Annotated in this window: 18 protein-coding genes; 11 read left to right on the plus strand and 7 right to left on the minus strand. The window is 50.1% G+C overall.

Annotation, left to right across the window (positions count from 1 at the left end):
- Window positions 1-37: 37 nt before the first annotated feature.
- From lysA to K0H60_RS02320, 6 genes are all read left to right on the plus strand, one after another.
- Window positions 38-1,282: a diaminopimelate decarboxylase gene (lysA, locus tag K0H60_RS02295; RefSeq protein ID WP_220057134.1), complete on the plus strand. Its 1,245-nt coding sequence runs from the start codon at window positions 38-40 to the stop codon at window positions 1,280-1,282.
- A gap of 70 nt (window positions 1,283-1,352) precedes the next feature.
- Window positions 1,353-2,180, plus strand: a complete 828-nt coding sequence (gene dapF / locus K0H60_RS02300) for a diaminopimelate epimerase (protein WP_220057135.1) — start codon at window positions 1,353-1,355, stop codon at window positions 2,178-2,180.
- Window positions 2,177-2,812: a DUF484 family protein gene (locus tag K0H60_RS02305; RefSeq protein WP_011627404.1), complete on the plus strand. Its 636-nt coding sequence runs from the start codon at window positions 2,177-2,179 to the stop codon at window positions 2,810-2,812. The genes dapF and K0H60_RS02305 overlap by 4 nt, the downstream gene beginning before the upstream one ends.
- A gap of 48 nt (window positions 2,813-2,860) precedes the next feature.
- Window positions 2,861-3,760, plus strand: coding sequence for a tyrosine recombinase XerC (xerC, locus tag K0H60_RS02310; RefSeq protein ID WP_220057136.1), 900 nt, complete (start codon window positions 2,861-2,863; stop codon window positions 3,758-3,760).
- Window positions 3,760-4,482: an HAD-IA family hydrolase gene (locus K0H60_RS02315; protein WP_220057137.1), complete on the plus strand. Its 723-nt coding sequence runs from the start codon at window positions 3,760-3,762 to the stop codon at window positions 4,480-4,482. Before xerC ends, K0H60_RS02315 begins: the two co-directional genes overlap by 1 nt.
- Before the next feature lie 146 nt (window positions 4,483-4,628).
- Window positions 4,629-5,207: a HupE/UreJ family protein gene (locus K0H60_RS02320; RefSeq protein ID WP_220057138.1), complete on the plus strand. Its 579-nt coding sequence runs from the start codon at window positions 4,629-4,631 to the stop codon at window positions 5,205-5,207.
- A 4-nt stretch (window positions 5,208-5,211) separates the two neighbouring features.
- Here K0H60_RS02320 and K0H60_RS02325 read toward each other — a convergent pair whose 3' ends face one another.
- The 5 genes from K0H60_RS02325 to prmA form a co-directional block, all read right to left on the minus strand.
- Complete coding sequence (locus K0H60_RS02325; RefSeq protein WP_011715618.1) at window positions 5,212-5,715, minus strand: AlbA family DNA-binding domain-containing protein; 504 nt, start codon at window positions 5,713-5,715, stop codon at window positions 5,212-5,214.
- 98 nt (window positions 5,716-5,813) lie between these two features.
- A complete protein-coding gene (ric, locus tag K0H60_RS02330) occupies window positions 5,814-6,560 on the minus strand; it encodes an iron-sulfur cluster repair di-iron protein (protein ID WP_220057139.1) in 747 nt (248 codons plus the stop codon).
- A 252-nt stretch (window positions 6,561-6,812) separates the two neighbouring features.
- Entirely contained in the window at window positions 6,813-7,118 is a 306-nt protein-coding gene (fis, locus tag K0H60_RS02335) for a DNA-binding transcriptional regulator Fis (RefSeq protein WP_006083371.1), read from the minus strand.
- Between the two features lie 16 nt (window positions 7,119-7,134).
- Window positions 7,135-8,103: a tRNA dihydrouridine synthase DusB gene (dusB, locus tag K0H60_RS02340; protein WP_220057140.1), complete on the minus strand. Its 969-nt coding sequence runs from the start codon at window positions 8,101-8,103 to the stop codon at window positions 7,135-7,137.
- A 174-nt stretch (window positions 8,104-8,277) separates the two neighbouring features.
- Window positions 8,278-9,159, minus strand: a complete 882-nt coding sequence (gene prmA / locus K0H60_RS02345; protein ID WP_088211920.1) for a 50S ribosomal protein L11 methyltransferase — start codon at window positions 9,157-9,159, stop codon at window positions 8,278-8,280.
- Window positions 9,160-9,600: 441 nt separating this feature from the next.
- On the opposite strand from prmA, the gene K0H60_RS02350 reads away from it, so the two are divergent.
- The 4 genes from K0H60_RS02350 (at window position 9,601) to K0H60_RS02365 (ending at window position 14,003) form a co-directional block, all read left to right on the plus strand.
- A complete protein-coding gene (locus K0H60_RS02350) occupies window positions 9,601-10,326 on the plus strand; it encodes a fumarate reductase cytochrome b subunit (protein ID WP_088211919.1) in 726 nt (241 codons plus the stop codon).
- Between the two features lie 204 nt (window positions 10,327-10,530).
- The gene (locus K0H60_RS02355) at window positions 10,531-11,202 is read left to right on the plus strand and encodes a fumarate reductase cytochrome b subunit (protein ID WP_220057141.1); all 672 of its coding nucleotides are present in this window, start codon (window positions 10,531-10,533) and stop codon (window positions 11,200-11,202) included.
- 63 nt (window positions 11,203-11,265) lie between these two features.
- Window positions 11,266-13,272 (plus strand): fumarate reductase flavoprotein subunit, encoded by a 2,007-nt coding sequence (locus tag K0H60_RS02360; protein WP_220057142.1) that lies wholly within the window; start codon window positions 11,266-11,268, stop codon window positions 13,270-13,272.
- Window positions 13,272-14,003 carry a fumarate reductase iron-sulfur subunit gene (locus K0H60_RS02365; protein WP_220057143.1) on the plus strand — a complete coding sequence of 244 codons (732 nt, stop codon included), beginning with the start codon at window positions 13,272-13,274 and terminating at the stop codon, window positions 14,001-14,003. Before K0H60_RS02360 ends, K0H60_RS02365 begins: the two co-directional genes overlap by 1 nt.
- A gap of 60 nt (window positions 14,004-14,063) precedes the next feature.
- On the opposite strand, the gene K0H60_RS02370 is transcribed toward K0H60_RS02365, so the two are convergent.
- Both K0H60_RS02370 and K0H60_RS02375 read right to left on the minus strand, forming a co-directional pair.
- Window positions 14,064-14,348 carry a putative quinol monooxygenase gene (locus tag K0H60_RS02370; protein WP_220057144.1) on the minus strand — a complete coding sequence of 95 codons (285 nt, stop codon included), beginning with the start codon at window positions 14,346-14,348 and terminating at the stop codon, window positions 14,064-14,066.
- Window positions 14,345-15,367, minus strand: a complete 1,023-nt coding sequence (locus K0H60_RS02375) for a zinc-binding alcohol dehydrogenase family protein (RefSeq protein ID WP_220057145.1) — start codon at window positions 15,365-15,367, stop codon at window positions 14,345-14,347. Before K0H60_RS02375 ends, K0H60_RS02370 begins: the two co-directional genes overlap by 4 nt.
- Window positions 15,368-15,486: 119 nt before the next feature.
- Between K0H60_RS02375 and K0H60_RS02380 the strand changes: the two genes are divergently transcribed.
- A complete protein-coding gene (locus K0H60_RS02380) occupies window positions 15,487-16,416 on the plus strand; it encodes a LysR family transcriptional regulator (protein ID WP_220057146.1) in 930 nt (309 codons plus the stop codon).
- The last annotated feature ends 118 nt before the right edge of the window (window positions 16,417-16,534 follow it).

The following is a 16,534-nucleotide window of genomic DNA, read 5'->3' on the forward strand; positions in this document are numbered from 1 at the left end:
AGCATAATTACAACAAAGCGCAGTAAGGAATCGGACATTGGATCACTTTCTCTACCAAGACAATACCCTGTACGCCGAAGGCTGTCGGGTCAATGATTTAGCCCAGCAGTATGGCACGCCACTGTATATCTATTCCCGTGCGACGCTCGAACGTCACTGGCATGCGTTTAATAATGCGGTGGCCGACCATCCACATTTAGTGTGTTACGCGGTGAAAGCCAACTCGAACTTAGCCGTACTTAACGTCTTGGCTCGTTTAGGCAGTGGTTTTGATATTGTCTCGGGCGGTGAGTTAGCGCGGGTGATTGAAGCCGGTGGCGACCCTGCCAAAGTGGTGTTTTCGGGCGTGGGTAAAACCGTTGCCGAAATGGAGCAGGCGCTTAACCTTGGTATTTATTGCTTTAACGTCGAATCGAGCGCCGAGCTTGAACAACTTAATGACGTTGCAGGCCGCTTAGGTAAAGTTGCCCCTGTGTCGCTGCGGGTGAATCCCGATGTCGATGCCGGTACGCATCCATATATCTCAACCGGCCTTAAAGAGAACAAATTTGGTATCGCCATGGATGAGGCCGAAGTCGTATTCGCCCGTGCCCATGCGCTGCCACATTTGCAGGTCAAAGGGGTCGATTGCCATATTGGTTCACAGCTGACCGAGATCCAGCCTTTCCTCGATGCGATGGACAGAATGTTAGCCCTTATCGACCGTCTGGCCGAGCAAGGCATAGTGATTGAACACTTCGATGTGGGTGGTGGTTTAGGGGTAACCTATGACGATGAAACCCCGCCGCATCCCGATGTTTACGCCGCTGCACTGCTCGCGCGTTTAGGCGATCGTAAGCTCAAGTTAATTTTCGAGCCGGGTCGCGCCATTGCTGCTAACGCGGGGATTTTCGTCACTCAGGTGCTGTACCTTAAAGAAAACAGCGACAAGCGTTTTGCGATTGTCGACGGCGCGATGAACGACTTAATTCGCCCCGCACTCTATAGCGCTTGGCAAAATATCATTCCGGTAAACCCAAGGGATGAACAGGCGCAAGTATTTGATATCGTAGGGCCAGTGTGCGAAACCGGTGACTTTTTAGGTAAAGACAGAGCACTCGCGATTACGGCGGGGGATTTACTGGTTGTGCGCTCGAGCGGGGCCTACGGTTTTGCTATGGCTTCTAACTATAACACTCGTCCGCGTGCGGCCGAGGTGATGGTCGATGGTGACAAGGCTTATCTGGTGCGTGAACGAGAAAAATTAGCGCAGCTCTGGCAAGGTGAGCAACTCCTGCCGTAAACTAGAAAATTATATTGATTCAGGCGCTTGGCTAGTTAATGGCGGCGCCTAGGCTTAAAGGATAAGTATCTTGATCCAATTCACTAAGATGCACGGACTGGGCAACGATTTTATGGTGGTCGATGGTGTCACGCAGAACGTGTTCTTTTCGCCTGAGCAGATCCGCCGTTTAGCCGACCGTAACTTTGGCATAGGTTTCGACCAACTTTTGCTGGTTGAGCCGCCCTATGATCCCGATTTGGATTTTCACTATCGTATCTTTAATGCCGACGGTGGTGAGGTCGAAAACTGCGGTAATGGCGCCCGTTGTTTTGCGCGCTTTGTTCGCAATAAAGGGCTGACGAATAAGAATAAAATTCGCGTGAGCACCTCTACGGGGAAGATGACTCTGCGCCTCGAACGAGACGGCACCGTTACTGTGAACATGGGCGTGCCCGTGCTCGACCCTAGCCAAATTCCTTTCAAAGCCAAAAAGGCTGAAAAAACCTATCTGTTGCAAACGCCGCAACAAACCTTTTTATGTGGCGCGGCCTCTATGGGTAACCCCCATTGCGTGCTCGATGTCGAAGATGTTGCTAACGCCAATGTCGCCGAAATTGGTGCACTGCTCACTAAGCATGAGCGCTTCCCGCGCGGAGTAAACGTTGGCTTTATGCAGGTGGTAAATTCGGGCCATATCAAGCTTAGAGTTTATGAACGTGGTGCGGCCGAGACTTTAGCCTGCGGCACTGGCGCTTGTGCCGCCGTGGTGGTAGGGCAGATCCAAGGTAAACTTGACCAACAGGTGCGTGTCGACTTGCCGGGTGGCACCTTAACCATCAATTGGGAAGGCGAAGGTAAGCCCTTGTGGATGACGGGACCTGCGCAGCACGTTTACGATGGACAAATTCAGTTATGACCGAGCCTTTGATGCCGCAGACCGATCTTCCCTTCGATGAGTTGATTATTCGCGAGTACCTACTCGATAACCCTGACTTTTTTAATCGTTATCCCGAGCTGTTATTGGCGATGCGTTTGCCCCATTCGGAGCGCGGCGCGATTTCTTTGGTCGAGCGTCGTCAAGAGTTGCTGCGCCAACGGGTTGGGCAACTCGAAGAGGAAATCACCAGTCTGCTGGCGATGGCGGCGCGCAATGAAAAGATATTCCTCTTCAATACCGAGCTGTCTTTTAAATTACTTAATTGCGTTAATTTAGAAGCGCTTAAAGAAGTGCTGGCCGATAGTTTAAAGACGCAGTTTAATTTTACCCACGTGCGTCTGATCAGCGTGTTAGATGCCGATGTGGAGATGCAAGCGATTTGGGCGCAGCGTCTGCGTAAGGATTACTACTTTGGCCGCTTAACTCAGCAGGAAGCGAAACGCCTGTTTGGTAGCGAAGTGGGATCTGTCGCGTTAGTGAAGTTAGCCGATGAAATTCCGATGATTTTTGCCGTTGCCAGCCAAGATGCGGCGCATTTCCATCCCGATATGGACAATATGTTGCTCGAACAATTACGCCGATTACTCGCACATATGCTGGCCAAGCTTTAAGGTAGATGGCTCGCCTTGCCTCAATTCCCTAATGATGAGGAGCTGGAGATGACCCCGCAGTGTCAGTCCTATTTGCGGCAGTTTGAAACCTATATGCAGTCTGAGCGCCAGTTATCGGCGCATACGGTTCGCAATTATATGTACGAGTTGCAGCGGGGGAGTGAGTTACTGCCCGAGGGCGTTGATTTGCTCAATGTGGGCCGTGAGCATTGGCAACAGGTGCTGGCTAAGCTGCACCGCAAGGGCTTGAGCCCGCGCTCGCTATCATTGTGGTTGTCGGCCATCAAACAGTGGGGAGAGTTTTTATTGCGCACAGGCGTGATTGAACTCAATCCCGCCAAGGGCCTGAGCGCACCCAAACAGGCCAAACCGTTACCTAAGAATATCGACGTCGATTCTATCTCGCATCTGCTCGCGATTGAGGGTAATGATCCGCTAACCCTGCGTGATAAAGCCATTATGGAGCTGTTCTACTCCAGCGGGTTGCGTTTGGCGGAACTGGCGGCGCTGGATTTATCCAGTGTGCAATACGACCAGCATGAAGTACGCGTGTTAGGCAAAGGCAACAAAGAGCGCATCGTCCCCGTTGGGCGTTACGCCATAGAGGCCATCAGCGCTTGGCTTAAGTGCCGCAAACAAATTTCCTGTGAAGATAACGCATTGTTTGTCACCGAGAAGGGCAAGCGTTTATCCCATCGCAGCATTCAGGCGCGTATGAGCAAATGGGGTCAGGAGCAGGCGCTTTCTATGCGGGTGCATCCCCATAAGTTACGCCATTCCTTTGCGACGCACATGCTGGAATCCAGTGCCGATTTACGGGCGGTGCAGGAATTATTAGGTCACGAAAACCTGTCGACCACGCAAATTTATACCAGTTTAGATTTCCAACACTTAGCTAAGGTGTATGATAACGCCCATCCTAGAGCGAAAAAACAACAGGATAAATAATGCGTTGTTATCTTAGACCCCAGAATATTCGTGCGATCAGCTTCGATCTCGACGATACCTTATACGATAACGAGCCTCATATTCTGAATGCCGAAGCCGAGCTAACGCAGTTTTTGCATCAGGCTTTTCCGCTGACGCAGGCTTGGCAATCGCAGCAATGGCGACTACTCAAGTTGCAGCTGATACAGCAAAATCCTGCCCTAGCCCATGACACCTCGGCGGCGCGAATTGCGACCCTGCACAAAGGCTTATCGCTGCTCGGTTATAGCGAGCCTGAGGCAAAACGGGGCGCGCAGGAAGGCTTGGATTGTTTTTATTTCCATCGCAGCCATTTTCAGGTTTCAGACGACGTCTTGGCGTTACTTATACGCTTATCGGCCCATTTTCGGTTGATTGGTATCACCAATGGCAATGTGGACGCAGAGCGTATTGGCTTAAGTAATGTGTTCGAATTTGTGCTGCATCCTGGCAGTGGTGTACGGATGAAGCCTGCTAAGGATATGTTTTCACAGGCCTGCGAAAGACTAGATATCGGCTTAGATGAACTGCTGCACGTTGGCGATAGTATGAATGCCGATGTTCGAGGTGCACGCTTAGCAGGGTGCCAGTCGGTTTGGCTCAACCCGAGTTTTGGCCGCGTGGCGTCGCTGCCTATCGCAGCACTCTTACCCCATATGGAAATTGCGACCCTCGATGCGCTACTGGAGATGTTGCTGCCTTAACTTGGTTTAAGAACTGGAGCGATGTTATCGGTTGAATTAAGCGATAGCTTTAGGTGATAAGGATCAAAGACTGCTTCGCGGCTTTACCGTAGAGTGTTCACAATCATTTCACTCGGTTGTTACGCCATCACTAACAAGGAATTTGTATGGTGCGTTTAAGTCTGTTGCTGCTCTTGAGTCTATCCTTTATTGCCCCCGCCTCGGCGCACGAAATCCACTCCGGTGGTGGTTTTATGGCGGGCTTTAATCACCCCGTTTTAGGCTTTGACCATCTCCTTGCCATGCTTAGTGTGGGTATGCTCAGTACTCAATTGGGCGGCCGCGCCATTTGGACTGTGCCTTTAGCCTTTATGTGTTTTATGTTGGTGGGTGGCATTTTAGGTCTTTATGCGATTCCTGTGCCCTTTGTCGAAATTGGCATTGCGCTATCTGTCTTATTGCTTGGGCTCGCGATAGCCTTCGACCGCCAACTTCCGCTATTGTTTGCCATGGCCTTTGTGGGCGTGTTTGCGATTTTCCATGGTCATGCCCATGGGATGGAAATGCCTGAACTCGCCAGTCCCGTACTCTATGCCTTCGGTTTCTTGTTTGGCACTGCGGTCATTCATCTCGGCGGGGTCATGTTGGGATTAGGCATGCAGCGCCTGACGGGCCAGCGCAGCTTAATGCGCATATCGGGCGTGGCGATTGCAGCCATGGGTGGATATTTACTCGCAGGCTTTTAATGGTTTAACGCGCCTTGAGTTGCTTAGTGCAATGATGGGCGCGGCGCAGCATTTGCGTGACCTGTCTTCGGCTGGCGTGCATGTCGGCATCCCCCACGCGAAAATAAGTCCCCGTATAAGCATCGGTGCCGATAAACACCGGCTTAAGGTGCTCTGGCGCGAGTGGTACACGAATTCTTATCAGCTTTTTATTCATAATTTCAATTAGCTGCACATCGGAAATCGCTAGAATATTATGGCTGGTACGGCTTGGATCATCGAGGATCTCCCAAAACTCCTGCAACACGGGTAGGGGATTCGGAATGCCTTCAATGGTGAAATGACCGTGTTCTTCACGTACCCCGAGGATAATCTCGCCACCTAAGGTGTTGGCGAAGGAGCTATAGGTCGCCCAAATATCTTCGGGGAGTTGACCTTGGCCATCGCGTCCTCGCGCGAGTTTAAACTCCACTTGGGCGGATTCATGCAGTGAACCAATATCATCGAGTGCGAATGTTGGGTATGTCATGGCGGCGGCTCCTTGCGTAGCACACCACTTTTTGTAACATGCCAAAATAACAAAGGCCAGCAGTTGTGCTGGCCTTTGCTGTGAGCGAGCAGTCTGTACTAGGCGAGTTGCAGCGCCTTAGGGAAGAGAATGTTGTTCTCTAAATGGATGTGTCGGTGCAGGTCCGCCTCAAATTCGACCAGAGTCGCGTAACAAACGCGCCATGTGGTGCAGGCGTATTCCGGCGGCGTAAAGTCATTGGTTAACTCGTGTAGCTTTTGCAAAATTTGCCCAGCTTCTTCGTGCTCGTATTGCATCGCATTGATGGGGTTGCCTATATGGCCGAAACAACCTTGTACTTGCTCGCCTTGGCTCATGGCGCGGATCGCCGGGAAGAGGATATTTTCTTCCTTCATCAAATGCGGCATTAAGTCTTCGATTAAGGCGCGCACCCAGCCAGCGAAGGGAATAATCTCCGCATAATGCTCGCCATGGGCGCGTACCATTTTCTCTGAATATTCGAGTAATAACGGTGCCTTAGCGCGAACGTATTGATGGTGGGTGCGCTCGATATAATCGATCAACTGATCGAGTGGCAATTGATTGAGTTCATCTTCTTTAGCACCCGAGTGGGAAACGGCCTCCAGTGCGGCGACGACTTGCTCAGGATTGGCCTCTGCTCGCTCGCAGGCATTGGCGAGTGCTCGACCACCCCCGCAACAGAAATCGATACCAAATTGGCTAAATACGTGGGCGCGGCGAAAATCCTCAGCGACCAATTCACCCACTTTGCGTTCAAGCCATGGGGTGATTGAGGTTGACGGTGCTTCAACTGGGTTTTCGGATGAGAGATGGGCAGATAACATAGCAACACTCCAAAGCGAGAATAATTTTACATGCATAATATTTGCAGCTTTATATTGGCGCAATAAATCCTGACTAAATTAGTCGGGCATATCACATTTCATGCGGTGAAATATCTCTAAGGGAGTAGCTAAGTTACCTTAAGGCAGGTGCAATTCTATTGCTGTGCTGTGGCGGAGAATTATGGTTAAGAAAGCAAAAAGGCGAATCATTGCTGACTCGCCTTTTTAATACAAGCTGTTAATCCCTAAGGATTAGTTCATGCCGTATTTCTTTAATTTTTTACGCAGAGTACCACGGTTGATACCTAGCATGTTTGCTGCGCGGGTTTGGTTGCCGCGAGTGTGTTGCATGATGATGTCAAGCAGAGGTGCTTCAACTTCACTTAGCACCATTTCGTACACTTCTTGTGCTTCCTGACCGTCCAACTGTGCGAAGAAGTTAGTTACGGCACGCTTAACGGCGTCACGTAATAACTGGGGCTTGATAGTGCCGTTTGCGGTTTCGATTTTGCCAACGGTAAGCTGGTGAACTTCTGTGTTAGTTGTCTGATCAAACATTCTATTCTGCTCTTTATTAATTCTGTACTAATTCATCAAAATAATATTCCACTAGGGAATACTGTTCTGCAGCGGTTTCCAGCTGATTAAAGTCAGCCCGAAACTGGCGCTGATCCTCTTGGTCTAGGTACCATCCAATATGCTTTCTGGCGAAGCGGATACCCTTATATTCACCATACAAATCATAAAGTTTGGTGAGGTGTTCCAGCATCACTTGACGCTGTTCAGCCACCTCAATGGGCGCTAGCTTATTACCCGTGTCCAAGTAGTGCTGGATTTCTCTGAAAATCCAAGGCCGTCCTTGAGCACCCCGTCCTATCATCAGAGCATCGACACCGGTATAGTCCAGCACGAAGCGGGCTTTCTCCGGACTGTCGATATCCCCATTCGCGACAACAGGAATCGAGACATTCTGTTTAATTGCCTTGATGGTGTCGTACTCGGCGTTGCCTTTGTACATGCATTGTCTCGTGCGGCCGTGAACGGCGAGCGAGGCGATACCACAATCCTCAGCAATCTGGGCGATTTGAACACCGTTCCTGTGTTCAGGCTCCCAGCCTGTGCGAATCTTTAACGTGACAGGCGCCGTTACTGCAGCGACCACGGCTTGTAAAATTTCTTTCACTAAGGGTGGGTTTTGCATTAGGGCTGAACCTGCCAGCTTTTTATTCACTTTTTTTGCTGGGCATCCCATGTTGATATCAATGATGTGGGCACCTTGTTCGACGTTGAACTGGGCGGCCTGCGCCATTAACTCTGGATCTGCACCTGCAATTTGCACTGAGCGAATACCTTCCTCGCCGGAATGCGTCATACGCTGGCGGCTCTTATCTGTGTCCCAGACCTCAGGATTCGATGAAAGCATCTCCGACACCGCTAAGGCTGCGCCATAACGAAGACAGAGATTGCGGAAAGCTTGATCGGTGACACCTGCCATTGGTGCCACGATCAGCTGATTCTTCAGTTGATAGGGTCCAATCTGCATTTACTGTTTCACCTTAGCTCTTCAAAGGGGCGCTATAGTAGCCCTTTTTATTGGCCGTGAAAAGGTCAATAAATGACCTAGGAGCAATTTTTTTTCTTGACTTTTTAGCCTTGAGAAGTCATCGACAAAATAAGCCTAAGCCAGTGGTGGCGCATGTTGCGCCACCCTTTAGCGTTATTTGCGCTTACCTGTCAAGCGGCTCCAATCTTCTTTGTGAGCCGCTTCGTCCATGTCGAACCATTGGCTATAGAAGTCAGAGATTTCTTGCGCTTGCTCTTTCAGTAGTCCAGAGAGGGCTAATTTACCGCCAGATTTGACGCGCTCGGCGATAAGGGGGGCAAGTTCACGCAGTGGACCTGCGAGAATATTGGCAACTAATACATCGGCCTTAAGATCGGCGGGTTGATCTTCTGGCAGATAAAGTGCCAATTGGTCGGCAACATCGTTACGCTCGGCATTGGCTTTAGAGGCTTCGATGGCTTGATAGTCGATATCGATACCTGTGACTTTTTTCGCGCCGAGTTTCAGCGCTGCCACGGCGAGGATGCCTGAGCCGCAGCCAAAGTCGATCACTTCTTCTTGGCTTAAATCTAAGCTATCTAACCACTCTAAACACAATGCCGTTGTGGGGTGGGTGCCTGTGCCGAAGGCTAGACCCGGATCTAAGATCACGTTTACTGCGCTTGGATCGGGGACTTCACGCCAGCTTGGGCAAATCCATAGGCGTTTACCGAATTGGATTGGGTGGTAGTTATCCATCCACTCGCGAACCCAGTCTTTGTCTTCAATTTGCTCGATTTTGTGGCTGAAGCTTTCACCTAAAAACGGCAGGGTTTTCAGCATCTCAATAGTCGGTGCTAAATCCGTGTCAGCCTCGAATAGGGCAACAACTACGGTATCTTGCCACAGAGGGGTTTCGCCCAGTTTAGGCTCAAAAATCGGGGTGTCTTTACCATCTTCAAAGGTAATAGAAACGGCGCCTTCTTCCATAAGTAAGTCGCTGATGGTTTCAGCATCATCACTGTTGGTGTTAATGCGAAGTTGGATCCAAGGCATGGGTAAAATCCTGTGGCTAGGTTTAAAAAATATCGCGCTATTGTATACCCAAACCGCGCTAATTTGCAGAATTCGGTGGCAATTAAACGTTAGTGATGGTGAGGAGGTGGATTGAGGGATTCGTGCTAACAATCTAGGGGGGTTGGATAGTAAACGAGGTTTATTTCAGCATGGACAAGGAGTTAGCTTGTCAGCTGTTGGTTGTACGCAAAATCGAACCGCTCGTTTCGATTTTTAATATAAAGCCATGAAATATAATGGTTAATTGGTTTTACCTTTGTTTGGTTTTTACGGCTTTTTTGTGATCGTCTTCTAAGAGTTGACGCTTATCCCGTGAGTTGCCTCACGCTTTAAATCTGTGACACTCAGCCGCGTTTTTTGTTGCTGCTATGGTGTAGTTTGCAAAGAGGCGTCAACAAACCATTAAAGGGTAAAAGCAAGATGACAAGCGTAACGCGCGTTCACACTAGCGTGAAAACACAGGGGATAGGTCACCCTTGGTCGGCTAAGGCCGATAGATTACAGAGCGCGACTGGTATTATGCTGGGATGCTTTCTGTTGTTACATATGCACTTCGAGTCGAGCATTCTGCTGGGTAAAGAAGCCTTTTACCATGTGGTGCAGTTGCTCGAAGGCGGTATGTTTAGCAGTAGTGGCCATGGCTTTCCGATAGTTACTAAAGTCTTCTCAGTCTTTATGCTATTCGTCGTCATCTTGCACGCCGCCGTTGCCCTTAGACGATTTCCGGCGCAGCTTGGGCAGTGGCGAGCGTTGCGCTCACACTTAGGTGGCATTAAACACCGTGATACCCATGCGTGGTTTTGGCAGTTGATCACGGGTTTTATTCTGTTTTTCCTCGTGCCAGTGCACCTCTTTACCATGATCTTAAATCCTGAAATTGGCCCACATTTATCGGCCGAGCGCGTCTATCACGATAATGCCTGGTTGCTCTATGCCTTGTTGCTACCAGCCGTGGTTATCCACGCCATGATTGGCTTATACCGAGTGGCGGTTAAGTGGGGCATCACGACCCAGCGCTCCGGCCTACGTAAACTTGCTAAGGTATTGATTATCTATTTGTTATGCCTAGGTAGCGCGAGCTTAGTCTCCTACATGTTTATCGGTAGCGAGCTAAGTGTGCCCGTGCAGCCCTACGTACCCCATTGATTGAAACCCAATACTGCTGCGTTATCCCATGAGGAATTGGGCGCAGCAGGATTTTGTTTCGCTGCTAATATTTAAGCATTCGATTAATTATTCGCCTCCTACTTGATCTAACTCAGGTTTTTTGATGGATTTGTGAGCGATATTAATTTTCGAGGACAACTTAATGAGCAGGGCTCACGGAGCCTGTGGCGCGAGGCGAAAGTAATGGCAATCAAACTAAGTATAAAAAAATGGAGTGCGTGGCTGGATTTAAGCCAGAGTTTGTCGGGTGTCATTCTGGCGGTGTTTTTGTGGACCCACTTAGTATTGGTGTCGTCCATTTTATTGGGTGGCGATGCTATGAACTGGGTGGCTCGCACTATGGAGCTGAGTTTCCTCTCCAGTGATGGCCATGGCTATCCCTGGGTGGTGACTTGTATTGCCGTTGGTATTGCCGCCCTAGCGCTAGTGCATGTGATTGTGGCACTGCAAAAGTTACCCATGAGTTTGCGTCAGCAAAGGGCGCTGCAACAACAGATGCAAGTGATCAATCACAGTGATACTCGCCTCTGGCGTTGGCAGGCCATTACGGGCGTGGTGATCCTGTTATTGCTGCCAGTGCATCTGTGGCTTATCGGCTCGGCGCCAGAAACCATTGGTCCGCAGGGTAGCGCCGAGCGGATTTGGAACCAAGGCGTGTGGATGGTGTATCTGCCGCTATTGCTGACGGTTGAGTTACATGCGGCCATCGGGATTTACCGCGTGGCACTGAAGTGGGGCGCGGCGGGGGATCTCAATAGTCGCAGCCGTTTACGTAAAATCAAAACCATTGTGAGTATCGCGTTTGTCACTGTAGGGATTGCCTCCTTATTGGCATTTTTACCCCACGCGAGTTAAGCGAAATATAACAAAAGAGTGTTGTCCTAAAACAATAACAGCAGTACCCGTTAAGGAGCAGGCGTGAAACTGATTTATACCGATTCATTAGTGGTTGGTGCCGGATTGGCAGGCCTGAGGGTGGCCATTGCCTCTAAAGAGCGTGGGCTGGATACCTTAGTGCTTTCGCTTATTCCTGCCAAACGTTCTCATTCCGCCGCAGCGCAGGGGGGAATGCAGGCAAGCCTTGGTAACGCAGTTAAAGGCATGGGCGATGATGAAGACGTGCACTTTCAAGACACTGTGAAAGGTTCGGACTGGGGCTGCGATCAAGAAGTCGCCAGGATGTTTGCCCATTGTGCGCCTAAGGCGGTACGCGAGTTAGCTAACTGGGGCGTGCCTTGGTCGCGCGTAAGTGCAGGGCCTAGGGAAGTGATTGTTAACGCCCAAAAAGTCACGTTGCAGGAAGCCGAAGAAGCCCACGGGCTGATCAATGCCCGCGACTTTGGTGGCACCAAAAAGTGGCGCACCTGCTACACCGCCGACGGTACCGGCCACTCTTTACTCTATGCCATGGATAACAAAGCGATTTCGATGGATATTCCCGTCCATGAACGCGTCGAAGCGCTGGCGATTATCCACGACGGTCAACGCTGTCACGGGGTGATTGCCCGCTGTTTAATCACGGGTGAGTTGCGTGCCTACGTCGCGAAATCGACCACCATAGCCACTGGTGGCTATGGCCGTATTTATGAAGTCTCAACCAATGCGATTATCTGCGAGGGGATAGGTCAGGCACTGGCACTCGAAACGGGGGTCGCGACCCTTGGTAATATGGAAGCGGTGCAATTCCACCCCACGGCGATTGTGCCCGTAGGGATTTTAACCACAGAAGGTTGCCGCGGTGACGGTGGCTTGCTGCGGGATAAAGACGGCTATCGTTTTATGCCGGACTATGAGCCTGAGAAGAAAGAGCTGGCGTCGCGGGACGTGGTGTCTCGCCGTATGACAGAACACATGCGTAAAGGTAAGGGGGTCGATAGCCCCTATGGCCCACATTTATGGCTCGATATCACCCTGCTTGGGCGCAAACATATCGAAACCAACCTGCGTGAAGTGCAGGAGATTTGCGAGAATTTCCTCGGGATCGACCCAGCGAAGGATTGGATCCCCGTGCGTCCGACTCAGCACTATTCCATGGGCGGGATCCGCACTAAGGCAACGGGCGAAAGTCCACAGCTTAAGGGCTTATTCAGCGTGGGCGAAGCAGCCTGTTGGGATATGCATGGCTTTAACCGCTTGGGCGGTAACTCGCTCGCCGAAACTGTAGTTGGTGGCATGATTATCGGCAAATATGTTGCTGATTTTTGTGAAAATAATAGCCTTGAAATCGACACTCAGCTTGCCGAAAAGTTTATGCAACAGGTGCAGACTGAAATCGATACCTTAGTCGATGGCGAAGGCCACGAAAGTCCCTTCGAACTTAAGCGCGAAATGCAGCGAATTATGATGGACTACGTGGGGATTTTCCGTAACGGCCCAGAGCTTGATAAAGCGGTAACTGAGCTAAAAGCCCTGCTTGAGCGTTCACGCAAGCTTGGCATTAAGTGCAAGAAACGCCACGCTAACCCAGAGCTGGTTGAAGCGCTAAGGGTGAAGCGCATGCTCAAAGTGGCGCTAACTGTGGCCTGTGGCGCAGCAGCGCGTACCGAGAGCCGTGGTGCCCACGCCCGTGAGGATTATCCGCAGCGTAATGACAGAGATTGGCTCAACCGTACTCTCGCCAGTTGGCCTGACGCCAATGCACTAGCCCCCTTATTAAGCTACGAGCCGCTAGATGTGATGAAGATGGAGTTGCCGCCGGGATACCGGGGTTATGGTATCGACAATGCCATTGCTCACCCCGATACCGCCAAACGCGAGCAACAAATTGCCGAGATTTTGGCAGGGCTGGATGACGATGCCGATCGTTATCAACGCCAGGCGGCGCTGATGCCCTTTGAGCTGCCGCCGAGCCTACAAGCTAAAAATGAACGTTTAAGTGATACCTTACAAAGACCATCTGCCAATGCGCTAGGAGAAAAATCATAATGAACCAAGGTCGTCAGCTAACCTTTAATATTTTTCGTTATGATCCGCAGGAGCCAAACGATAAGCCGAAGATGGTGCGTTATCATCTCACCGAAACGCCGGGGATGACGGTATTTATCGCCCTCAATAAGCTAAGGGAAGAGCAAGATACGTCGTTGCAGTTTGACTTTGTCTGCCGTGCTGGGATTTGCGGTAGCTGCGCCATGGTGATCAACGGCTTCCCGACTTTGGCATGCCGAACGCTCACCGCCAAATATCCCAAAGGTGAAATCACTCTGATGCCATTACCGGGCTTTGAATTGATTGGTGATTTATCGGTTAACACGGGGAAGTTTATGCGCGAACTCGCCGAGCGCTTAAAGCTATGGTTACACCCCAAAGCGAATGATATCAGTATCCATCGCCTAGAGGAGCCGATGGCGCCGGAGGAAGCGGCGCGGCTCTATGAGTTAGAGCGCTGCGTCGAGTGTGGGGTTTGTGTGTCTGCCTGTGCCACTAAACAAATGCGTGAAACCTTTGTCGGCGCTGTGGGCATTATGAAAATCGCCCGCTTTGAACTCGATAGTCGCGATGCGCGTACGGCTGAAGATTTTTACCATGTGATTGGTAATCAGGACGGCGTATTTGGCTGTATGACCTTGCTCGGCTGCCAAGACAACTGTCCGAAGGATTTGCCCCATATGCAGCAGATTGCCTATCTGCGCCGCAAAATGGCGATGACCTTAGTGTAATTCTGTTAGCTATTTGATTCAAAAAGTAAAGCGCCTTTTTAGGCGCTTTACTTTTGGTCGTTAGCAGGCATAGGTTTTATGAATATCAACCTGCTTAACGAGTTCTTCTGAGGCGGTTACAAAAGCATTAAAGTGTGGACTTGCCATATGTGCATCTAAGGCTGCTTGAGATTGCCACACTTCATACATCCAGAAGTGATTTGCATTATCTAAAGAGCGATGCAGCGTATACTCAAAACAACCAGCCTCTGTGTGGGTATCCCACACTAACTGTTTGAGCAAGTTAAACAGCGCATCAGTTTGACCTGGATGCGCTTGGATTTGCGCAAAAACCGTCACTTTCATTGATTAAATCCTTCCAGCACAATTTTACCTATGGCCTTACCTGACTCTATTTGTGCATGCGCCTTAAGCAAGTTTTGTGCATTGATAGTGCCGTAATGCTCACCAAAAGTACTTTGCACTGTGCCTGCATCAATCAGCTCGGCGATACGGTTGAGCAGATGATGCTGTGCAATCATATCTTCAGTTTGATACAGGCTGCGGGTGAACATAAGCTCCCAATGTAGCGACAGGCTTTTACGTTTAAGCTTCATCACATCTAAAGGGCCGACAGGATCGTCAATCAGCGCCAGTTTTCCTTGCGGTCTAAGCACTTTTACAATTTCGTCAAAGTGCTTATCGGTTTGGGTTAGGCTAATCACATGGGTAACGTCGGCAATATCCAACTGCTTTAGCTCCTCCGAGAGCGGCTTGTTGTGATTTATGACCGCATCGGCACCTAAGTTTTTAACCCAAGTTGCGGATTCTGGCCGTGATGCAGTGCCAATCACCTCGGCGCCAGTTAGCTTGACCGCAAGTTGAGTGATGATAGAACCTACGCCGCCAGCGGCACCGATAATCACAATACGTGCATCCGAGGCTGAGCCGTCCTGCGGTAGACCTAAACGGTCAAACAGCAATTCCCAAGCCGTGATGCTGGTTAAGGGGAGCGCTGCTGCTTGTGCATTGCTTAAGGTTTGCGGTTTACGGCCCACGATACGCTCATCGACTAACTGATATTCGGCATAGCTGCCGCTGCGGCTAATATCGCCAGCGTACCAGACCTCATCACCTACTTTAAACAGGCTCACCTTATCACCCACAGCTTTAACGACTCCGACCGCATCCCAACCGAGGATTTTATATTCTCCAGCGGCTGCAGAACTGGATGCGCGGATCTTGGTATCAACAGGATTCACGGATATGGCTTTCACCTCGACCAACAGGTCAAAACCCTGTGGTGTGGGTTCGGCTAGTGTAATGTTTTTTAATGCATTTGGAGCGTCGATTGCCCCTGCGGCTTGATAACCTATGGCTCTCATATTTATTCCTCACTGGCGACTCGTGTCTGTCACTTGTCATTGAATGCCATTGTGTGAAATATTAATTCCTAGATAAACGGGGTAAAGTTTGTAATTTTTTCAAAGGAAATTTGATAATCATGCTGCTGAATGATCTCGCATTATTTGTTCGCGTTGCCGATTGCGGCAGCATTTCTGCGGCGGCAGCCGAGATGGAACTCTCAGCAGCATCGGCGAGTGCTGCGATTAAACGCCTTGAAAAACAACTTGATACTAGTTTGTTTGTGCGTACGACTCGAAGCCTGAGATTAACCGCTCAAGGTGAGCGCTATCTTATCCATTGCCGGCGTGCCTTAAGTGATCTCGCCCTCGGAGAGCAGGCGATCGCCAGTGATAAAGGCAAGGTCTCAGGCACGTTGAGCCTGTCGGTTTCATCCGATTTTGGGCGCAACTTATTCGTCCCTTGGCTCGATGACTTCCTCCTTGATTTTCCACAGCTGCAGGTACGGCTGCATTTGGGCGACAATATCAGCAGCTTTTACCACGACAAAATTGATGTGGCGGTGCGTTACGGTAAGCCGCAGGATTCTAATCAGGTCGCCTTCCCGATTTGTACTGCGGACAGAGTGTTATGTGCCTCGCCTGAATATCTTGCCAAATTTGGCAAGCCTGAAACCTTAGAGCAACTCACGCAACATAATTGCTTGTTTTATAAATTAGATGAGAGAACCCACGATCAATGGCGATTTGAGCGTGATTGTCAGGAATTTAAAATCCGCGTGACGGGCAATCGCAGCGCTAACGATGCGGAAATTGCGCGCCGTTGGGCGGTGGCTGGTAAGGGCTTAGTATTTAAATCGAGCTTAGATCTGGCGGAGGATATTATGGCAGGGCGTCTTGTACCTTTGCTGCCCGAATATCGGGGCGAGCCGGTTAATTTATATTTAGTGTGCCCAGGGCGCGAGCATGTCACTCCAGTAGTGCTGCTGCTTCGTGAAATGCTCAGGCAACAGACTCAAAGCTTAAGCCGCGCCCTAGCTACATACCTCAAAGCTGAAACGCAGTTTTAATAGCCATTGGATGCGGTAATCTAGGAGAACTCGCTCAGTCTTGGTGAGTCGATTGTGTGCTATTCCATTCGAAAGGCGGTTCATCGCTTTGTGATGGAATATTGTGCTGCCAAACTCG

Origin of the sequence: Shewanella mangrovisoli, from assembly GCF_019457635.1 — a bacterium.
GTDB lineage: Bacteria > Pseudomonadota > Gammaproteobacteria > Enterobacterales > Shewanellaceae > Shewanella > Shewanella mangrovisoli.

What these genes read in the sequence shown, in the direction of transcription:
- K0H60_RS02305 (WP_011627404.1), top strand. Translation starts at nt 2,177, where the DNA reads ATGACCGAGCCTTTGATGCCGCAGACCGATCTTCCCTTCGATGAGTTG.
- xerC (WP_220057136.1), top strand. Translation starts at nt 2,861, where the DNA reads ATGACCCCGCAGTGTCAGTCCTATTTGCGGCAGTTTGAAACCTATATG.
- K0H60_RS02315 (WP_220057137.1), top strand. Translation starts at nt 3,760, where the DNA reads ATGCGTTGTTATCTTAGACCCCAGAATATTCGTGCGATCAGCTTCGAT.
- K0H60_RS02320 (WP_220057138.1), top strand. Translation starts at nt 4,629, where the DNA reads ATGGTGCGTTTAAGTCTGTTGCTGCTCTTGAGTCTATCCTTTATTGCC.
- K0H60_RS02325 (WP_011715618.1), bottom strand. Translation starts at nt 5,715, where the DNA reads ATGACATACCCAACATTCGCACTCGATGATATTGGTTCACTGCATGAA.
- ric (WP_220057139.1), bottom strand. Translation starts at nt 6,560, where the DNA reads ATGTTATCTGCCCATCTCTCATCCGAAAACCCAGTTGAAGCACCGTCA.
- fis (WP_006083371.1), bottom strand. Translation starts at nt 7,118, where the DNA reads ATGTTTGATCAGACAACTAACACAGAAGTTCACCAGCTTACCGTTGGC.
- dusB (WP_220057140.1), bottom strand. Translation starts at nt 8,103, where the DNA reads ATGCAGATTGGACCCTATCAACTGAAGAATCAGCTGATCGTGGCACCA.
- prmA (WP_088211920.1), bottom strand. Translation starts at nt 9,159, where the DNA reads ATGCCTTGGATCCAACTTCGCATTAACACCAACAGTGATGATGCTGAA.
- K0H60_RS02350 (WP_088211919.1), top strand. Translation starts at nt 9,601, where the DNA reads ATGACAAGCGTAACGCGCGTTCACACTAGCGTGAAAACACAGGGGATA.
- K0H60_RS02355 (WP_220057141.1), top strand. Translation starts at nt 10,531, where the DNA reads ATGGCAATCAAACTAAGTATAAAAAAATGGAGTGCGTGGCTGGATTTA.
- K0H60_RS02365 (WP_220057143.1), top strand. Translation starts at nt 13,272, where the DNA reads ATGAACCAAGGTCGTCAGCTAACCTTTAATATTTTTCGTTATGATCCG.
- K0H60_RS02370 (WP_220057144.1), bottom strand. Translation starts at nt 14,348, where the DNA reads ATGAAAGTGACGGTTTTTGCGCAAATCCAAGCGCATCCAGGTCAAACT.
- K0H60_RS02375 (WP_220057145.1), bottom strand. Translation starts at nt 15,367, where the DNA reads ATGAGAGCCATAGGTTATCAAGCCGCAGGGGCAATCGACGCTCCAAAT.
- K0H60_RS02380 (WP_220057146.1), top strand. Translation starts at nt 15,487, where the DNA reads ATGCTGCTGAATGATCTCGCATTATTTGTTCGCGTTGCCGATTGCGGC.